13 protein-coding genes and 1 other RNA gene are annotated in these 17,039 nt (G+C 42.9%); 10 read left to right on the top strand and 4 right to left on the bottom strand.

Annotated elements, in window-relative coordinates; translation table 11 throughout:
- Positions 1-61: 61 nt before the first annotated feature.
- Positions 62-158, bottom strand: an RNA gene (gene ffs, locus QO189_RS06680) — signal recognition particle sRNA small type.
- A 255-nt stretch (positions 159-413) separates the two neighbouring features.
- Between ffs and QO189_RS06675 the strand changes: the two genes are divergently transcribed.
- Positions 414-1,130, top strand: a complete 717-nt coding sequence (locus QO189_RS06675) for an SIMPL domain-containing protein (protein WP_371532077.1) — start codon at positions 414-416, stop codon at positions 1,128-1,130.
- 106 nt (positions 1,131-1,236) lie between these two features.
- Here the strand turns inward: QO189_RS06675 and QO189_RS06670 are convergent, their stop codons facing one another.
- Complete coding sequence (locus QO189_RS06670; protein ID WP_371532076.1) at positions 1,237-1,917, bottom strand: DUF4124 domain-containing protein; 681 nt, start codon at positions 1,915-1,917, stop codon at positions 1,237-1,239.
- Positions 1,918-2,139: 222 nt separating this feature from the next.
- On the bottom strand, positions 2,140-3,549 hold the full coding sequence (gene glnA / locus QO189_RS06665) for a type I glutamate--ammonia ligase (protein WP_371532075.1): 1,410 nt from the start codon (positions 3,547-3,549) through the stop codon (positions 2,140-2,142).
- An 810-nt stretch (positions 3,550-4,359) separates the two neighbouring features.
- On the opposite strand from glnA, the gene QO189_RS06660 reads away from it, so the two are divergent.
- The 5 genes from QO189_RS06660 (at position 4,360) to QO189_RS06640 (ending at position 8,797) form a co-directional block, all read left to right on the top strand.
- On the top strand, positions 4,360-4,983 hold the full coding sequence (locus tag QO189_RS06660) for an aminodeoxychorismate/anthranilate synthase component II (protein WP_371532074.1): 624 nt from the start codon (positions 4,360-4,362) through the stop codon (positions 4,981-4,983).
- A gap of 100 nt (positions 4,984-5,083) precedes the next feature.
- Positions 5,084-6,205 carry an anthranilate phosphoribosyltransferase gene (trpD, locus tag QO189_RS06655; protein ID WP_371532073.1) on the top strand — a complete coding sequence of 374 codons (1,122 nt, stop codon included), beginning with the start codon at positions 5,084-5,086 and terminating at the stop codon, positions 6,203-6,205.
- Positions 6,206-6,277: 72 nt separating this feature from the next.
- Positions 6,278-7,153: an indole-3-glycerol phosphate synthase TrpC gene (gene trpC, locus QO189_RS06650; protein ID WP_371532072.1), complete on the top strand. Its 876-nt coding sequence runs from the start codon at positions 6,278-6,280 to the stop codon at positions 7,151-7,153.
- A gap of 107 nt (positions 7,154-7,260) precedes the next feature.
- Positions 7,261-7,992, top strand: a complete 732-nt coding sequence (locus QO189_RS06645) for a Smr/MutS family protein (protein WP_201598726.1) — start codon at positions 7,261-7,263, stop codon at positions 7,990-7,992.
- Positions 7,993-8,164: 172 nt separating this feature from the next.
- The gene (locus tag QO189_RS06640) at positions 8,165-8,797 is read left to right on the top strand and encodes a DNA-3-methyladenine glycosylase (RefSeq protein ID WP_371532071.1); all 633 of its coding nucleotides are present in this window, start codon (positions 8,165-8,167) and stop codon (positions 8,795-8,797) included.
- A gap of 41 nt (positions 8,798-8,838) precedes the next feature.
- Here QO189_RS06640 and QO189_RS06635 read toward each other — a convergent pair whose 3' ends face one another.
- Entirely contained in the window at positions 8,839-10,806 is a 1,968-nt protein-coding gene (locus QO189_RS06635; RefSeq protein ID WP_371532070.1) for a mechanosensitive ion channel family protein, read from the bottom strand.
- Positions 10,807-11,207: 401 nt separating this feature from the next.
- Here QO189_RS06635 and QO189_RS06630 point away from each other — a divergent pair, with 401 nt between their 5' ends.
- From QO189_RS06630 to QO189_RS06615, 4 genes are all read left to right on the top strand, one after another.
- Positions 11,208-13,145 carry a TonB-dependent receptor domain-containing protein gene (locus QO189_RS06630; protein WP_371532069.1) on the top strand — a complete coding sequence of 646 codons (1,938 nt, stop codon included), beginning with the start codon at positions 11,208-11,210 and terminating at the stop codon, positions 13,143-13,145.
- 348 nt (positions 13,146-13,493) lie between these two features.
- Entirely contained in the window at positions 13,494-14,918 is a 1,425-nt protein-coding gene (gene ahcY / locus QO189_RS06625) for an adenosylhomocysteinase (RefSeq protein WP_371532068.1), read from the top strand.
- 13 nt (positions 14,919-14,931) lie between these two features.
- A complete protein-coding gene (metF, locus tag QO189_RS06620) occupies positions 14,932-15,780 on the top strand; it encodes a methylenetetrahydrofolate reductase [NAD(P)H] (RefSeq protein WP_371532067.1) in 849 nt (282 codons plus the stop codon).
- Positions 15,781-16,068: 288 nt separating this feature from the next.
- Positions 16,069-16,935, top strand: coding sequence for a 16S rRNA (uracil(1498)-N(3))-methyltransferase (locus QO189_RS06615; protein ID WP_371532066.1), 867 nt, complete (start codon positions 16,069-16,071; stop codon positions 16,933-16,935).
- Positions 16,936-17,039: the final 104 nt, after the last annotated feature.

Below are 17,039 nucleotides of genomic sequence, written 5' to 3'. Positions count from 1 at the left end.
AATACCAATGTATTAGGTACTTTATTAGAATATCTATCAAATTTTAGGCAAAAAAAAGCGACTCCACCAGCACATCCTCGGCACACATTAAATCTATTACCGTTGCTACCTTCCGGTCCTGGCGGGATTCATAGAACAATGTTGCGAGGCTACCAATGGAGCCACCGGATGAGATTATACAAGGATTTTTTAATTTTACAACCCCTATCTCAAAACTGTTTGTCTTAATCTAAAAATAACCCAGTAACCTAGCTCACAAAATTCTCACAGCAACTCATACAGATTTTGCTATTTTAGTGGATGAAGTTGCACACATGTCCGCATTTAGAAAATGAGACGCACAACTTCTCATATGAAAATGGATTTTAAAAACATTCATATGAAGACTATTAAAACTAATTTAGGAGATAATAATGAAAAATGCTCTACTGAATAAAGCCGCACTCGCCTCTGGTACGGTTTGTTTAATGACTGCAATGATGGGCAGCGCCCACGCAGAGCCAACAGGTTACGACCAACTGACATTTCAGACAGAAATAAAAGAAGAAATCCAAAACGACGAAGTACGTGCCAGCTTATATAAAAAAGCACAAGCAACTGACGCTAAAACATTAGCGACAATGCTCAACACGTCAATCAATAATGCCATGAAAATTGCCAAACGCTACCCAAGCGTGACCGTCAGCACAGGGCAGCAGCGTACCTATCCACGCTATGACAAAAACGATAAAATCATTGGTTGGACTGGTCAAGCAAACATAGACTTGAAAAGTACAGACTTTTCAGCAACCAGTCAGTTGATTGCGGATCTACAAGAAACTTTAGTCATGGATAACCTTAACTTCGGTGTCTCAGATACCAAAAAAGATGCGCTAGAGCAAAAACTAATGACCGAAGCATCTCGCGCTTTTCAGCAGCAAGCGAAGAGCCTGACTCGTGCTTGGGATGCGCGTGGCTATCGCGTCGTGAATGTTAATTTGAATACCGGTAGCAACTATCCACGTCCAATGTATAGCGCTATGAGCATGAAATCCGGAATGGCAGACGAGTCAGTACCAAGCCAAAGCTTTGAGTCTGGTAACAGCACTATCTCAGTCACTGCCAATGGTACAATCGAGCTGACCAAATAAATAGTAATAAGCTCATATGACGTTAAATAGAATCAATATATAAATAAAAAGGGCAGACGCGATGATCACGTCTGCCCTTTTTATTTATATATTACTAATGACTTTGCTATTGAGATACAGCGTCATTACCGCGCATTTTTAACAAGACCTTTTGGTGCCATGGTAAGCGCTCATAAGCCAAAAGCTGCTCGGCAAGCTTCTTCTTATTCTGTAGAATCAGGGTGTTTTGAATGACATGTACCGTGCGATTGACTTGCTGTCCTGTTTGTCCTGATACCTTCTTGACTACAGCGCGGATGCTATGCGGACCTGGCTGCAGATCGACTGTCGCGATAGAAGCACTTAATCCTTGGGCGATTTCTTTATCATCCAAATAGATACTCACTTGATCGCCATTCTGTAGTGCAGGCTTTACATCAAGCGCGATGACGATACTCTGTGCAGGGCGCTGATAGGCACGCTCAGTACTCGGCTCAATCATGCTCAACTGATAGTTGATATTCGTGGCAGCGGCGGCTGGAAGGTCAGTATTGCCTCTGACCTCACTTGGCATGCCTTTGGGGGCGCTACTTTCGCCGGTATTGACGCTGGTCTGGCTAACTTGTTTTCCTGCTTGATCCTCATAAGACTGCGGACGATCGGTAAAAGTTACTTGACCTGTCTGCTCATCAATCACTTTATAGATGGGTGCTGCGTTACTAAGAGGCGCACAAAGGCTAGCCATGATAGCCAATGCTCCTAACTGTATATTGCCTCGTAACAAATTCCGCTTTGATAACAAACTCATAGTCAGTCAACCTAATTAGTGTCTACTATAAATATACTTTTATAAGAACTATTATGCGATACTTTTGATGCAAAATCAGTAGGATTTGATGTGAAATCAATGGTATTTAAAAAAATATCATCCATTTATACCACTATCTTTTTGAACAAGCACAAAAAAACCAGCCAAGATTCACTTGACTGGTTCTTTTTTATTGAATTAACTTAACCGACTAATTCATTATTAGCAGCTGTAGTACATATCAAACTCGACAGGGTGTACAGTCACGTTTAGACGTTGTACTTCATCTTCTTTAAGTGCGATGAATGCTTCTAGCATATCTTTGGTGAACACATCGCCTTTTAATAAGAACTCGTGGTCATCACGCAGCGCTTGTAGTGCGACATCTAGACTCTCTGCAACCGTTGGGATTTGCGCTTCTTCTTCTGGTGGCAAGTCATACAAGTTTTTGTCAGCTGCTTCGCCTGGATGCATCTTGTTCTGGATACCGTCAAGGCCTGCCATCAATAGCGCAGCAAATGCCAAGTATGGGTTCGCTGTTGGATCAGGGAAACGAGCTTCAATACGCACCGCTTTCGGGCTGCTCACATGTGGCACACGAATAGATGCTGAGCGGTTAGACGCTGAATACGCAAGCTTAATAGGTGCTTCGTAATGTGGTACAAGACGCTTGTAGCTGTTCGTTGATGGGTTGGTAATCGCGTTCAATGCACGAGCGTGCTTGATGATACCACCAATGAAGTACAATGCAGTCTCAGACAAACCCGCATACTCATCACCAGAGAATGTGTTTACGCCATCTTTTGAGATTGACATATGCACGTGCATACCTGAACCATTGTCACCAACGATTGGCTTCGGCATAAAGGTCGCTGTTTTACCAAACTGGTGCGCCACGTTATGAACAACATATTTCAACTGCTGAACTTCATCCGCTTTACGTACCATCGTGTTGAATGCAACACCAATCTCAGACTGGCAAGAAGCAACTTCATGGTGATGAACTTCAACGCGGCCTTCGCCAACGATCTCTTCGATACGTTCACACATAACAGAACGCATGTCATGCGAGCTGTCGATTGGTGGTACTGGGAAGTAACCGCCCTTAACGCGTGGACGATGCGCCATGTTACCCCACTCATACGACTCATTAGTCGACCATGCTGCTTCTTCAGCAGTGATCTTATGACTAACGCCAGACATATCAACTGACCACTTAACATCATCAAATACAAAGAATTCAGGCTCAGGACCGAAATAAGCCGTATCACCGATACCAGTAGACTTCAAATACTCTTCTGCGCGGCGAGCAATAGAACGTGGATCACGATCATAGCCTTGTAGTGTTGATGGCTCGATGATATCGCAAGTCACGACGACAGTAACTGCATCAAAGAACGGATCGATAAATGCCGTTTCTGGATCAGGACGTAAGATCATATCAGACGCTTCGATACCCTTCCAACCAGCAATAGATGAGCCGTCAAACATTTTGCCATCTTCCATGACATCTTCATCGACAGTAGATGCTGGGAAGCTGATGTGCTGCTCTTTACCGCGCGTATCAGTGAAGCGAAAGTCAACCCATTTAGCATTAGAGGATTGAATAAGATCTAATAATTTGTTCGACATACATAATCTCCGTTGTGTTGGTCACGTTATTGCAATTTAAAATTGTTGGTACCATTTCTTGTGCAAGAATTCCAGATGTCCTTCCAATACCAAACAGCGCATTCGATATTATGCTTATTATCAGCACTATTTGTCGTATTAGTCAAGACACTCATCTAAGACGCTTTCTTAATTAGACCAATAGTCATCTCAATGGTCTACAAACATCCTAAGTCAATTCTCATATCATTCTAGCAATATATAACTCGTCATGCTGAACTCTTCTGGCACTTATGAATAATTATTTTTAGACCCGTTTTTGTGGTCACTAATAATCATACCAGCATCAATGCAAAGACTATGCCAATATCTCAAAAAACTACTATCTACCCCACTTAAAATAACACATTTCCAATAATTACAGCGCCTTAAAATAATTTTTTTTTATATAAAAATGTATTTTTGCTAATAACCTTCATATTAAGAGGTTATCCGATGCACTAATTACGATATTTTTGCACTACATTGGTGCTTAAAAAACCTTATAATTATTAGACTGTTCTTTTGCGGTGCAATAATAAAATATCGATTTGCTGATTTGGCACTGATTGTAAAATCGTTATGATCAGAGAAAAATATTTTTATGTAGTGCTTATTTAGCTAGCCTATGCTCTGCATTTGATAGAGAACAAAATAATGGTAAGATAACCGCGCGCCATAATGCCCTCTGTCGTAATCAGAGCTGCTTTTGCCTAGTAACCAAAGCCCTGATCAACAGTAGGCATATATCCTATATTACAAACAGAATAAAACTGATAAGTTGAAACCTTCATGATTTTGATGATCGATAATTACGACAGCTTTACGTACAATATCGTACAGTATTTCGGTGAATTGCAGCAGGACATCACTGTTTGGCGTAATGATCAGGTCACTATCGAGCAGATTCGAACGTTAGCACCAGACGTGATTGTTATTGGCCCAGGTCCATGCGACCCTGATCGTGCCGGTGTTTCGCTCGAAGTTATCGAGACATTCAAAGGCATTATTCCGATACTTGGTATTTGTTTGGGTCATCAAGCGATTGGGCAGGCATTTGGTGGACAAATCGTCAAAGCAGGTGAAGTTATGCACGGACGGTTATCAGCCGTCTATCATAATGACCAAGGCGTATTTGCCGGATTACCAAACCCATCGCAAGTCACACGCTATCATTCACTTGTCATCGATAAGCGTACCCTGCCAGATTGCCTTGAGCTGACCGCATGGACGCAGAATGTTGATGGTAGTATCGAAGAGATCATGGGTATACGCCACAAGACACTTGCCATAGAGGGCGTCCAGTTTCATCCTGAGTCCATTTTGAGCGAAGCAGGTTATCAATTACTTAATAACTTTTTACACACTTATGGCTTGGCAAAACTAGCATCAGATGCGCTACCACAGGTAGGCTAGTTTTGGCTTAAAAGCCTGCTTTCATTACTCTATCTCAAATCATAGACAGATTTACATAAAAAACAGATTCACACAAAAAATAATCATAAGCGAGATCATCATGAGTACGACAAAAATAGAAGAAGATCACACGCCAGAGGGTATTGCAAAACTGTCTGACGCTCAAATACACCAATTATTGACGACAGCTTTGAGTAGAATCTTTCAGCACATCGATTTGACCTTTGACGAGATGTATCAAGTGATGCTGATCATCATGCAAGGCAGATGTAGCGACGCGATGATGGGCGCTATCTTGACAGGTCTACGTATGAAAGGTGAATCGATCGATGAGATCACCGCATCAGCCAGTGCGATGCGTGCGCTAGCTGTCAATATTGAGCCAAAAAACTGTGACTATTTGGTCGACATCGTTGGTACTGGCGGTGATGGTGCCAATTTATTTAACGTATCGACTGCATCGGCATTCGTTGTCGCGGCGGCTGGCGCACAAGTTGCCAAACATGGTAATCGCGGTGTCTCAACCAGATCTGGTAGCTCAGATTTGCTTGAGCAAGCAGGCATCAGTCTTGCGCTGACTCCAGAACAAGCAAAAGATTGTATCGAGAACGAAGGGGTTGGGTTTTTGTTTGCGCCCAACCATCACAGTGCCATGCGTTATGCCAATCCTGTACGCCGTGAGCTAAAAGCGCGTACCATCTTTAATATTTTAGGCCCACTAACCAACCCTGCTGGTACGCCCAATTTAGTTATTGGTGTCTTTACCGCACAGCTCTGTGAGCCTATGGCAAAGGTAATGAAAAACCTAGGCGCACGGCATGTAATGGTCGTGGGCGCAAAAGATGGGCTGGATGAAATCAGTCTAGCAACCTCGACCACAGTTGCTGAACTAAAAGACGGTGAAATATCCGTTTATGAGATAATGCCAGAAGATGCAGGTATCGAATCGCAAACCCTGATTGGTCTAGATGTCGACTCTCCAGAGCAAAGCCTTGCACTGATCCGCGCTGCTCTATCTGGTGATGATACCCATGACCGTGCTGTACTTAAAGCCCGCGACATGATTGCTTTGAACGCAGGTGCGGCAATATACACCGCCGGACTTGCCAGCAACTATCCTAATGGCGTTAGCCGAGCTCAAAAAATTATCCAAAATGGTGATGCTTTACTTAAGCTTGAGTCTTTGGCCAAATACACGCAGCAGCTAGTGACTGAGGGTTGATTTATACGCACCAATACAGTGCAAAACTATATATCACTGCCTATTTACCTTTAACAATATTCGGATAACAGCATGACCACAACTCATTCAGACATACCTTCGGTACTACAGCGCATTGTCGCAACCAAAGTAGAAGAAGTAAAAGCAGCTCGCGCGGCGCTATCTCTTGAAGACTTAAAAGCGCAAGTCGCAGCTGATAACAAACCGCGCCGAGGTTTTGCTGCTGCCTTACATGCTGCTAGCACTGAAAATACTGGTGTTGGCATCATTGCTGAAATCAAAAAAGCCTCGCCATCTAAAGGTATCATCAATCACGATTTTACCCCTGCTCTATTTGCGCAGCAGTACGAGCAAGCGGGCGCCAGCTGTCTGTCAGTATTGACTGATCGCGATTATTTTCAGGGCGATGATACCTATCTTATTCAAGCGGCAAATGTCTCAAGCTTGCCGATACTTCGCAAAGATTTTATGATTGATGTCTATCAAATATATCAATCTTACTTAATGGGCGCTGACTGCATCCTACTCATTATGGCCTGCCTAGATGACACACAATTACAAGAGTTGCACGCGCTAAGTATTGAGCTTGGTATGGATGTGTTGATAGAAGTGCATACACAGTCTGAGCTTGATCGGGCGCTACAGCTACCACGCTCAGCGCACAATATTTACGGTATTAACAATCGTGATTTAAACACGTTTGATGTGGACCTACAAACCACACTCGATTTAAAAAACATCTTAATCGAAGCACTTTCTGCTGATGCTGATAATGCCGATCAAAAACCACTTATCGTGACCGAGAGTGGCATTCATAGCAGTGATGATATTCGTCTTATGCTAAGTCATGATATTCAGCATTTTTTAATCGGCGAGCAGTTTATGAAAACCGATCATCCAGGACAAGCGTTACAATCCTTACTTGCGGGCGTCGTAGTAGACGAGTAAAGTAACTCAATAATTCAGGCTTCAATAGAATCAGATAGCTTGAATAAAATATTTACCCTATAAATTACTCAACCTTTCATTCATCAATCAACGATACGTTAACTTTTATGTCAAACTCTCTGTTTTCAAAAGAAATGCAAGACCAGCTCAAAGAACTAAAAGGCCAATTAAGTAAAGGCCGTGATACCAACTCACCTGAAGGTGAAAACCAAAAGCCCACTGAGCCAGTATCATTACTGACTCAAAAACAAGTGAAAAAGACCGTCAAGCAGCTAGACAGTGAACATGTTGACGATGATAAAGTACTGTTCATGCAAGCTATGCATGGTGTCAGTCAACTAGAAGACAAAAACGTACGCTCACCTACTAGTACGGCAAGAGCAGGCAAACCTGATGCAGCAACACTATCAAAACGTGCGGCCGCTCAAGGCAGTGAAGCCAGTGATTTAGGCGCAGGCTTGTCAGATATGCAAGCCCTGCTAAACCCAGTCGCGGCTGAAGCCTATTTGTCATATAAGCAGCCAACCTTGCAAAATAAAATCTTTGATCAGCTCAAAAAAGGTAAGTTGCGTTGGTATGATGCGGTAGACATCCATGGCTGTACGATAGAAGAAGCACGTGACGCCATGACCCAACTGCTAAGCCAAGCGAAGCAAAAAAATGAAACCATGGTAAAAATCGTCCACGGTAAAGGTAGCGAAGCGATTCTAAAAACCTGTATCAATGGTTGGTTACGCCAATTGCCAGAAGTATTGGCATTTTGCTCTGCGCCGCCAAAGGATGGTGGCAATGGTGCGGTATTGGTACTGCTCAAAAAACCTAAAGCAGATGGCGAGTAGAAGTCATCGCTTATGATAACTCTATTAAATAAAAAAGGACTGCTTACTTGCAGTCCTTTTTTTATCTATAACTCGTGTATCAATCTTTAACGATTTTCCCTTTAATATGTGCCTCCCACCCTTTACTATTAGGTTTATCCGAGCACTATTTAATGAGCCAAGCGAAGTCCTTATGAGTATAAAAACCATTGAAAATAAAAAAGAACTACATGAGAACATCACCGCATTAATTGCTATCGAACCAAAATTTGCTGCTATCTACGAGCAGGTTGGTCTACCTGATCTTAGGCACAATGCAGGTGGGTTTGAGCAATTAATGAGAGCGATGGTTGGTCAGCAGCTGTCTGTCGCCGCTGCAGCAAGTATCTGGAAGCGGTTGGTTGATGCAGCGTTGACAACGCCGCATAAAATCGATGAGGCAACTGACGAGGCTTTAAAAGCTCAGGGATTGTCTAAACAAAAAACTCGCTATATCCGCTCCTTAGTCAATCATGATATAGATTTTATGGCTTTAGAAAACATGCCTGATGAAGAGGTAATAAACACACTTACCGCCGTTACGGGCATCGGACGCTGGACCGCTGAGATGTACTTGCTCTTTTCTTTGAAACGCGCAGACGTGCTTGCTGTCGATGATTTGGCCATTAAGGTTGCGGCAATGGAGTTGCTAGGCTTAGCAGAGCGACCAACGCCCAAACAGCTCAAAAACCTCACTCAGCACTGGTCACCGTATCGCAGCGCTGCCAGCTTACTGCTCTGGTCGTACTACGGCTTATTACGCAATAAAACCGCAGTACCTTTATAGCTGACCGTGCAGAATAATTGTCTGTATGGAAAAAACCGTTTCTAAGGCTGATTCCATATAGACAAGCTAAATTTATTTTTAGTATGCTTGAATTTGCTTTTTCTTAGCATACGACTTTTGTGTTTGAGCGCTTTTAGCGCACCCTTTCTACTGACAGTTGCCATAGATGACTTTTGGTTATTTGCCATATCATCGTTAGCATTGTCGGTGTCTTTGTTGATATTCACACCGTCAGAATTATTATCATCGTTTTCTAAACTGACATTTGTTTCATTGCTATTCGTATCGCTATGGTCTTCTGAGGCGTCATCCTCTGTTTCAGTAGTATTGTTTTCCATATGATGTTCAAGCTCAGCTTGATTGACAATCAGCTGCTGGGTTGGTAATGCATGTTCGACATCATATTTTGCGACTTGGTTTAATACATCGACGAATACCACGTTTTGCTTATCATAAAATTCCATCACATCATTGGCATTGATATATGCCTGTAGCTGAATGACATAGCAGTCTTGGCGTAGCTCTAAAATATTAACCTGATTCCATTCTTGGTTGGTCAAGTAATGCTCATTTAAAAACTCATCTAAGTCTTTGACCATCTTGAAGACCACATCGATATTCGCGGTACGTTTAAGATATAACTGATGAAAGAAGCGGAACATATCACGCGAGGTAAAGTTTTCAATTTGCATCGAGGAAAAATCACCGTTTGGCACCGTGACAACGGTCCGTGTCAATGTACGCACACGTGATGAGCGAATACCGATGTCAATAACAGTGCCTTCATAAGTGCCAAATTTGCAATAATCACCGATACGTACTGGTGAATCCGCGACGACTACGACACTACCAACAAGGTTTTCAATGGTCTTTTGCGCACCAAGTGCCAATGCCAAACCACCCACACCCAGTGCAGCAATACCTGTGGTTAAGTCAAAACCCAAATTACCAAAAATGACAATGACCGCAAATATTAAGAGTAGTGCTTTGACGACTTTTCGCATCAGTCCCAAGATTGAGACACGCTCAGTATAGTTTTTCTTATAGCTTAGATTGACCGCTCGAGTAAATATCGCATCAATAACTCGTAATAGCAGCCAAGTTAGCGCGAGCCAAGAAGCAATATCAGTGAAGCGATTGACTGGTTCGCGCAGCGTGACGGACACGCCTGCATAGACCATCACTTCAGATAAGATCAGTGCCATAATGACCACAGAAAGCGGCAGTATCACTTTGTCAGGTAATGGCAAAGGCACACCGCGCACACGAGGATAAACAATCCTCAATAGATGATATAACAGCCATACTGCGATATAAGTGAGGACAAAGCTGCTCACAATCATGGATAGCGCAGCGACCAAATCAGCCAGCTGATAACCAAAGAGCTTTTTGCCATCTAATGAATCCACCGTGTAGCGCGATACCAAGGTCGGCTCTGAATTTTCTATTACTTCCGGTATAGAACTCAGCGTTTCACTTGAGAACTGCCAATACTGCTCGTTCTCCTTGGAGACCACTCTTTCTAGTAACAACGACACACTTTTTTCACCGATGTTAATCACACCGACATTTTCTTGACTTGGTGGTAGTTGATCGGTGAGATTGCCCTCAGGGGTATTACTGATTTGCAAATCAGGTTGGAATCGCCCACCTGCATCGAGCGCTTGTTTAAACTGACGTACGACTGTCGTTGGGTTATCAGACTTGGATAAATTGAGATAGTTACTTGCCAGCAAGTAGTCGTTTTCGCCCAGCGCACTGATAAAACCCTGTACGGTATGACGCGGCGTATCTCGCCCAAACGAATCAGGTAAAGGTGTAGCTACCGTCTCCTCATTACTATCACCACCAACGCCAAGCGCACCAGCGTCAACAGCAAAAGCAGTTTTTGGCAACACAATACTTAATATCATCGCCAGCAAAAGCATTACGACCGCAAATGGTATCTTAAGAGTAGAGTTCGATGAAGGGAGCGCGGTACTGGGAGTCAGATTATGCTGAGTAGACAAAACAAACCTCTTAACTTTATGAGTGGCACAATGAAGAACACATAATATCCGCACTATGATAACAATTATTTATAACAGCAGTGCTTTTGATTATAGGTTTTTGTCGCCAACTGTGTGAATCAGCTATTTTTATCGCTCTGTGCAATCTCTTCCGTGTACTGAAAATGATAGGCATTAATAAAAAAGTAGCTCTCTAATGAATAATTAGCATCTCATCATGAATTATATTCATCCTACCGTGAAGAAACATTAGGTTAAAGTGGTTTATAAAGGCGGAACTTTTGTAGATAATGAGCGCAGTTTTGCTTATATACTGTTTTTTGTAACTTTTGACACCTTTTACGTCTTAATAGTTATTTCTTATGTCTGCATTTTTTAATTTGATTACTTTGGAACCGACCATGTCTTTATCACGTTCATCTTCACGTACCTATCTTCGCCTAAGTATCTTAAGCGCACTTGGTTTATTTGCAGTCAACACAGCAATGGCGGCGCCCCTTGAGGCAACCAATACTAACGATAGCGAGATGCCACAAGTTGAGCTTGACAAAATTGTCGTGACAGCGACGCGTACGCCTACCAAAACCAGTAATGTGATTGCACAAACTCGCGTCATTGATAGCGAAGAGCTGCAACGTTATCAAGGTCAAACAGTCACTGATGTATTAAAAAATCAACCTGGTATCAACATTACGCAAAGTGGTGGCATGGGAACTAATAGCAACTTTTATATGCGTGGTTACGACAGTAAGCAGGTATTGGTGCTTATCGATGGTATTCGCTACAGCTCGGTATCTTTAGGTAGCCCATCGCTGAATTTATTGTCAGCAGATCAAATTGATCGCATTGAAATTTTATACGGCGCTTCAGGATCTAGTCTTTATGGCTCAGATGCGATGGGCGGTGTCATTCAAATTTTCACTAAGGGCAATAGCGTAGAACAATCTAATGTTTCCACTACCGTTGGTTACGGTAGTAATAATCACTACCAAGTCGGCGTGACAGGTCAACTTAAAAATGACACTTCATCATTGAGCTTAGGTGTCAGTCGCAACGAAACTGATGGTTTTAACGCTATTACTAATCGTAATTCTTTTGATTACAACGCTGATGATGATGGTTTTGAATCTACCAATGTCAGTTTGGCACTGCAGCATAAGTTCACAAATGCATTAAGTGCAGGGATTAGCGGCTTATATTCAGACTCTACGACTGAGTTTGATTCAGCCGGAAAAGTCATTCCTTACGCTTACTCTGATCAAAAAAATGGTAGCGCTAACGCCTATTTGCAATATAAAACCCCATTAACTCTTACTAGACTGAGCTACGGTCAAAGTATTGATAAATCAACCTCTCACGATAACAACTCTATCAGTTATGACAATGGTAGCCAGTTTGATACCACTCAAGAGCAGGCACGCTTAGAGACTAGTATCAACGCGCAACCTGGTACCGTCATTGTGGGTGCAGAATGGTTATCACAAAAACTAGATGCCTCAAACGTCAAAGTATTTAATGCTGATTTTTCTGATTTTACTGCAACCGCTTATGACCCTGACGACAGAGATGTTAAGAGCGCTTTTGTAGGTTATCAATTAGCAGATACTTATTATGATTTACAAGCCAACTATCGTGTAGATGACAACTCGCAATATGGTAATGAGAGCACGTACAACTTAGGAGCAGCCATACGCCCGCTAGCTGGTATGCGCATCGGTGCAAATTATGCCACGGGCTTTCGCGCACCAACCTTTAACGACCTATACTACCCAGGTGATAACAATCCAAACCTAAAACCTGAAAGAAGTGAAAATACTGAAGTATTCGTTGAATACGCTAATGATATGCAAACTTCACGATTGACAGGCTATCACACGGATGCAGAAGACCTTATTGCAAGCGGTACGAACATTAGTGAAGCAAAAATAAAAGGCTTGAGTTTAACCTCAGATTGGAATATGAATGACTTTATATTTGGTCTAGGATATGACTACTTAGACGCGAAGAACAAAACTAGAACTAATGCCAACTTTGATCAACAACTTCCTTACCGCCCTAAAAATAGTGGTTTAGTTTATATCGGATATCAGCAGCCTACGTTCGATATGCGCCTCGAGGCAAAATATAGCGATGATAGACTTACAACTGAAAACAATGAACTTGATAGCTATACGCTGCTTAACTTAAGCGGAAGCGCCTATATCACACCTAATCTACGTGCTAACTTGCGTGTAGATAATATTACTGATGAAGATTATACCCTTGCCAGCCAATTCGGTAATGAGTACGCCACAGAAGGTACAAGTTATTTCACCTCTCTAACCTATAACTGGTACTAATTTTGGCTGAGTAATATCAAAAAACATTAAAACAAAAAAGGTCATCAATCGATGACCTTTTTTATGGCTATAGATTCCTGTTTAAAGTTTTATTTGTCTAAGCCGTCAGCTATTTATCTCAGTCAATAGGTGACAATTAATCACTCATCTATTACAATAACGACCTCCGAGAGGTGTTGCGCCATAAGTATTGGTAGTCGTGTTTGTATTCAAACGCTTACTACTCGTTAGTTATGTTAGGCTCGGTTAACTGCTCAGTGTCCATCATTTTGGTCGCTCGCAGCGCAAACAACGGCACCTGCGTTTTTATTCTTTTTATCATTCGTTAACCACTGATAGGAGCATATTATGGACGCAGTGTCTACTACACCATCTGCCCATACGATCGATCCCTCTTTCACTGACTATAAAGTCGCTGATATCAGCCTTGCTGATTACGGCCGCCGTGAAATCACTCTTGCCGAAGCTGAAATGCCTGCTCTAATGGGCTTGCGTCGTCGCTACGAAGCAGACCAGCCGCTTAAAGGCGCGAAAATCGCCGGCTGTATCCACATGACTATTCAGACTGCCGTACTTATCGAGACACTAGTCGCGCTTGGTGCTGAAGTACGCTGGACCTCATGTAACATCTTCTCAACTCAAGATCATGCTGCTGCGGCGATTGCTGCTGCTGGTATCTCTGTATATGCTTGGAAAGGCGAAACAGAAGAAGAGTACGAATGGTGTCTACGTCAGCAAGTACATGTTGGCGGCGAAGCGTCAGGCCAGCTGTGGGATGCCAACTTAATCTTGGATGATGGTGGTGATTTGACCGCTCTGATTCATGATGAATATGCTGAGCTTCTTGACAATATCCATGGTATCTCAGAAGAGACCACCACTGGTGTACACCGTTTGGTTGAGATGTTGAATAAAGGCACGCTAAAAGTACCCGCCATCAACGTCAACGATGCCGTGACCAAATCTAAAAACGACAACAAATACGGTTGCCGTCATAGCTTAAATGACGCTATCAAACGTGCTACCGACATGTTCCTTGCTGGTCGTCGTGCCTTAGTTATCGGTTACGGTGATGTAGGTAAAGGCTCCACGCAAAGCCTACGCCAAGAAGGCATGATCGTACGTGTTTCAGAAGTTGACCCTATCTGTGCCATGCAGGCATGTATGGACGGTTTTGAAGTCTTATCACCATACATCGACGGTGACAACACTGGCGGCGCAGACAGCATCAACAAACGCTTACTTGAAGACACTGACATGATCGTCACCACGACTGGTAACTATCACGTCTGTGACCGTCATATGCTAGCAGCCCTTAAGCCTGGTGCTGTTGTATGTAACATCGGTCACTTTGATACTGAAATCGACACACAGTTTATGCGTGATAACTGGCGCTGGGTTGAGATCAAGCCACAAGTTCATCAAATCTTCCGCTCAGACGATGAAAACGATTATTTGATTTTGCTTGCTGAAGGTCGTTTGGTGAACTTAGGCAACGCGACTGGTCACCCATCACGTGTTATGGACGGCTCATTTGCCAACCAAGTATTGGCTCAAATGTACCTGTTCGAAGAGAAGTTTGCGGATTTGCCAACTGATGAGCGCTTTGATAACTTATACGTAAAAGTATTGCCTAAGAAGTTAGACGAAGAAGTGGCCGCTGCGATGGTTGCAGGCTTTAACGGTACGCTAACTAAGCTAACTGAAAAGCAAGCTGAATATTTGGGTGTGCCTGTCGAAGGCCCATTCAAACCTGACGCTTATAAATACTAAAAGGAGCCTGACTGTGAGTAAGCCCGCTTTCTCCTTTGAGTTCTTTCCTGCAAAAACCGAGCAAGGTCACGAAAAGCTTCTCAGTACTTATGATGAGCTAAATAAGTTGTCACCGGCGTATTTTTCGGTGACCTACGGTGCGGGTGGCTCAACTCGTAGCCGTACCTTAGACATCGTGCAAGCACTAAGCGCGCGCGGAGATACTGAAATTGCGCCGCATATGTCTTGTATCGGTGATGACAAAGCAGAAATCGCTGAGTTGCTTGAGTTTTATAAGAGCTTAGGCATCCAACGTCTTGTCGCATTGCGTGGCGACTTACCGTCAGGTCAGGTTGGCATGGGTGAGCTGCCATTTGCAGTAGATTTGGTCAAGTTCATTCGTGAGCACTCAGGCGATCACTTCCATATCGAAGTGGCGGCCTACCCTGAGATGCATCCACAAGCGCGTAGCTTTGAGTTTGATGTCGACAACTTGGTGAACAAGTACCGCGCTGGTGCCAATGCATCGATTACGCAGTTTTTCTATAATGCAGACAGTTATCTGTATTTGCGTGACACACTAGAGAAACGCGGTATCGATACCAACGCACAGCCGTTGGTGGCTGGTATTATGCCAATCACCAACTCTAGCAATCTGATACGCTTTGCTGATAGCTGCGGTGCTGATATTCCACGCTATGTACGTAAACGCTTGGCTGACTTCGGCGACGATAACAAAGCCATCCGTGAGTTTGGGTTTGATGTGGTTTATCGCTTATGTGAGCGTTTGATTAGCGAGGGTGTGCCAGCCATGCATTTTTATAGCATGAACAAAGTCGAGCCAAACAGACGCTTGGTTGAAGCACTGGGCTTAACTGCCTAGTTATTGATATTTAAGTACAAATCTAATTGATTGATTTTCAACTGGCTCTCTTAGGAGTGCCAGTTTTTTATTGGAAAAATTTTGGGCTATTACCTTTTATATTTTATAAGATACATTTCATCTTAATTACTTTTTTATTTTTGCTTCACTGTGCGATAGTATTATCTATAGATAAAGTGACTCCGCTGAACAATAATTATCATAAAAGCCATGCCTTTAGATAGCTCAAGTGATATTCTATGGACCCGATAATAAACGCTCCCAATCAAATAATAGGAATAAGACCACGTGCGACGTTTTTTTTATGCCATTAATAACGACAATGCTGATGCTATGCCTTTACCTAAGCTGGGTGACCTACCTCTAGGGAGCCACGTTGAGTTGCCAGACAGCATCGTCCATCATTGGTGCCGAGTGCTGCGTGCCAATATCGGCGATCAAGGTATCTTGTTCGATGGATTTGGTGGTGAATATAAAGTAGCGCTGCAAACGATCAGTAAGAAAAAAGCCACCGCTACCTTACTCACTCATCTAAACGATGATCGCACGGCGCCTGTTATTAGCAAAATTGGCTTAGTAATGAGCCGCGGCGAGCGTATGGATTACGCGATTCAAAAAGCAACAGAGCTTGGTGTGACTGCCATACAGTTACTCAGTAGTCATCATGGTGAGGTCAATCTAAAACCTGCCCAAGTTGACAAAAAACTGGCTCACTGGCAACAAGTCGCTATAGCAGCCTGCGAGCAATGCGGCCTTAATCGCCCACCTCTGATACTTGCCCCACTATCTATCAATGAATGGCTGAACCAGCCTGCGTCTGATGCTTTGAGTACAAAAACAATAGTCAGCCCTATCGTTTCTATACTCAGCCAAGACACCTATTATAAGGTGCTACACAGCGCTGCAGATCTACGTATGCAGATGAGTGTGCCTGCAGCAGGACAACCTGCTAAACCAGAGAAACTGGCCTCGGTTCTCAAGCAAGAATCTCCCTATATTGAACTATTAATTGGTCCTGAAGGCGGTCTCAGTGACGATGAGTGTCAAAAAGCAGAATCTGTAGGTTTTATGCCTTGGCAAATTGGCAGTAGGGTATTACGTACAGAGACAGCACCCGTGGTTGCATTGACTACTTTACTCGCTTTGTATGGTTAAAATGAGTGTCAGTAATGAGATTTACTATCATTTATAGACACTTTAAAATAGAACTTTTGTTTTATATTGTGTAGAATCAAAAGTGATCTTAGTTCTAATTTAGT

Origin of the sequence: Psychrobacter sp. Arc29 (genome assembly GCF_041431175.1) — a bacterium.
In the GTDB taxonomy this organism is placed as follows: Bacteria; Pseudomonadota; Gammaproteobacteria; order Pseudomonadales; family Moraxellaceae; genus Psychrobacter.
Note: the sequence above shows the minus strand (reverse complement) of the source record. Positions and strands in the feature narration are given on the sequence as shown.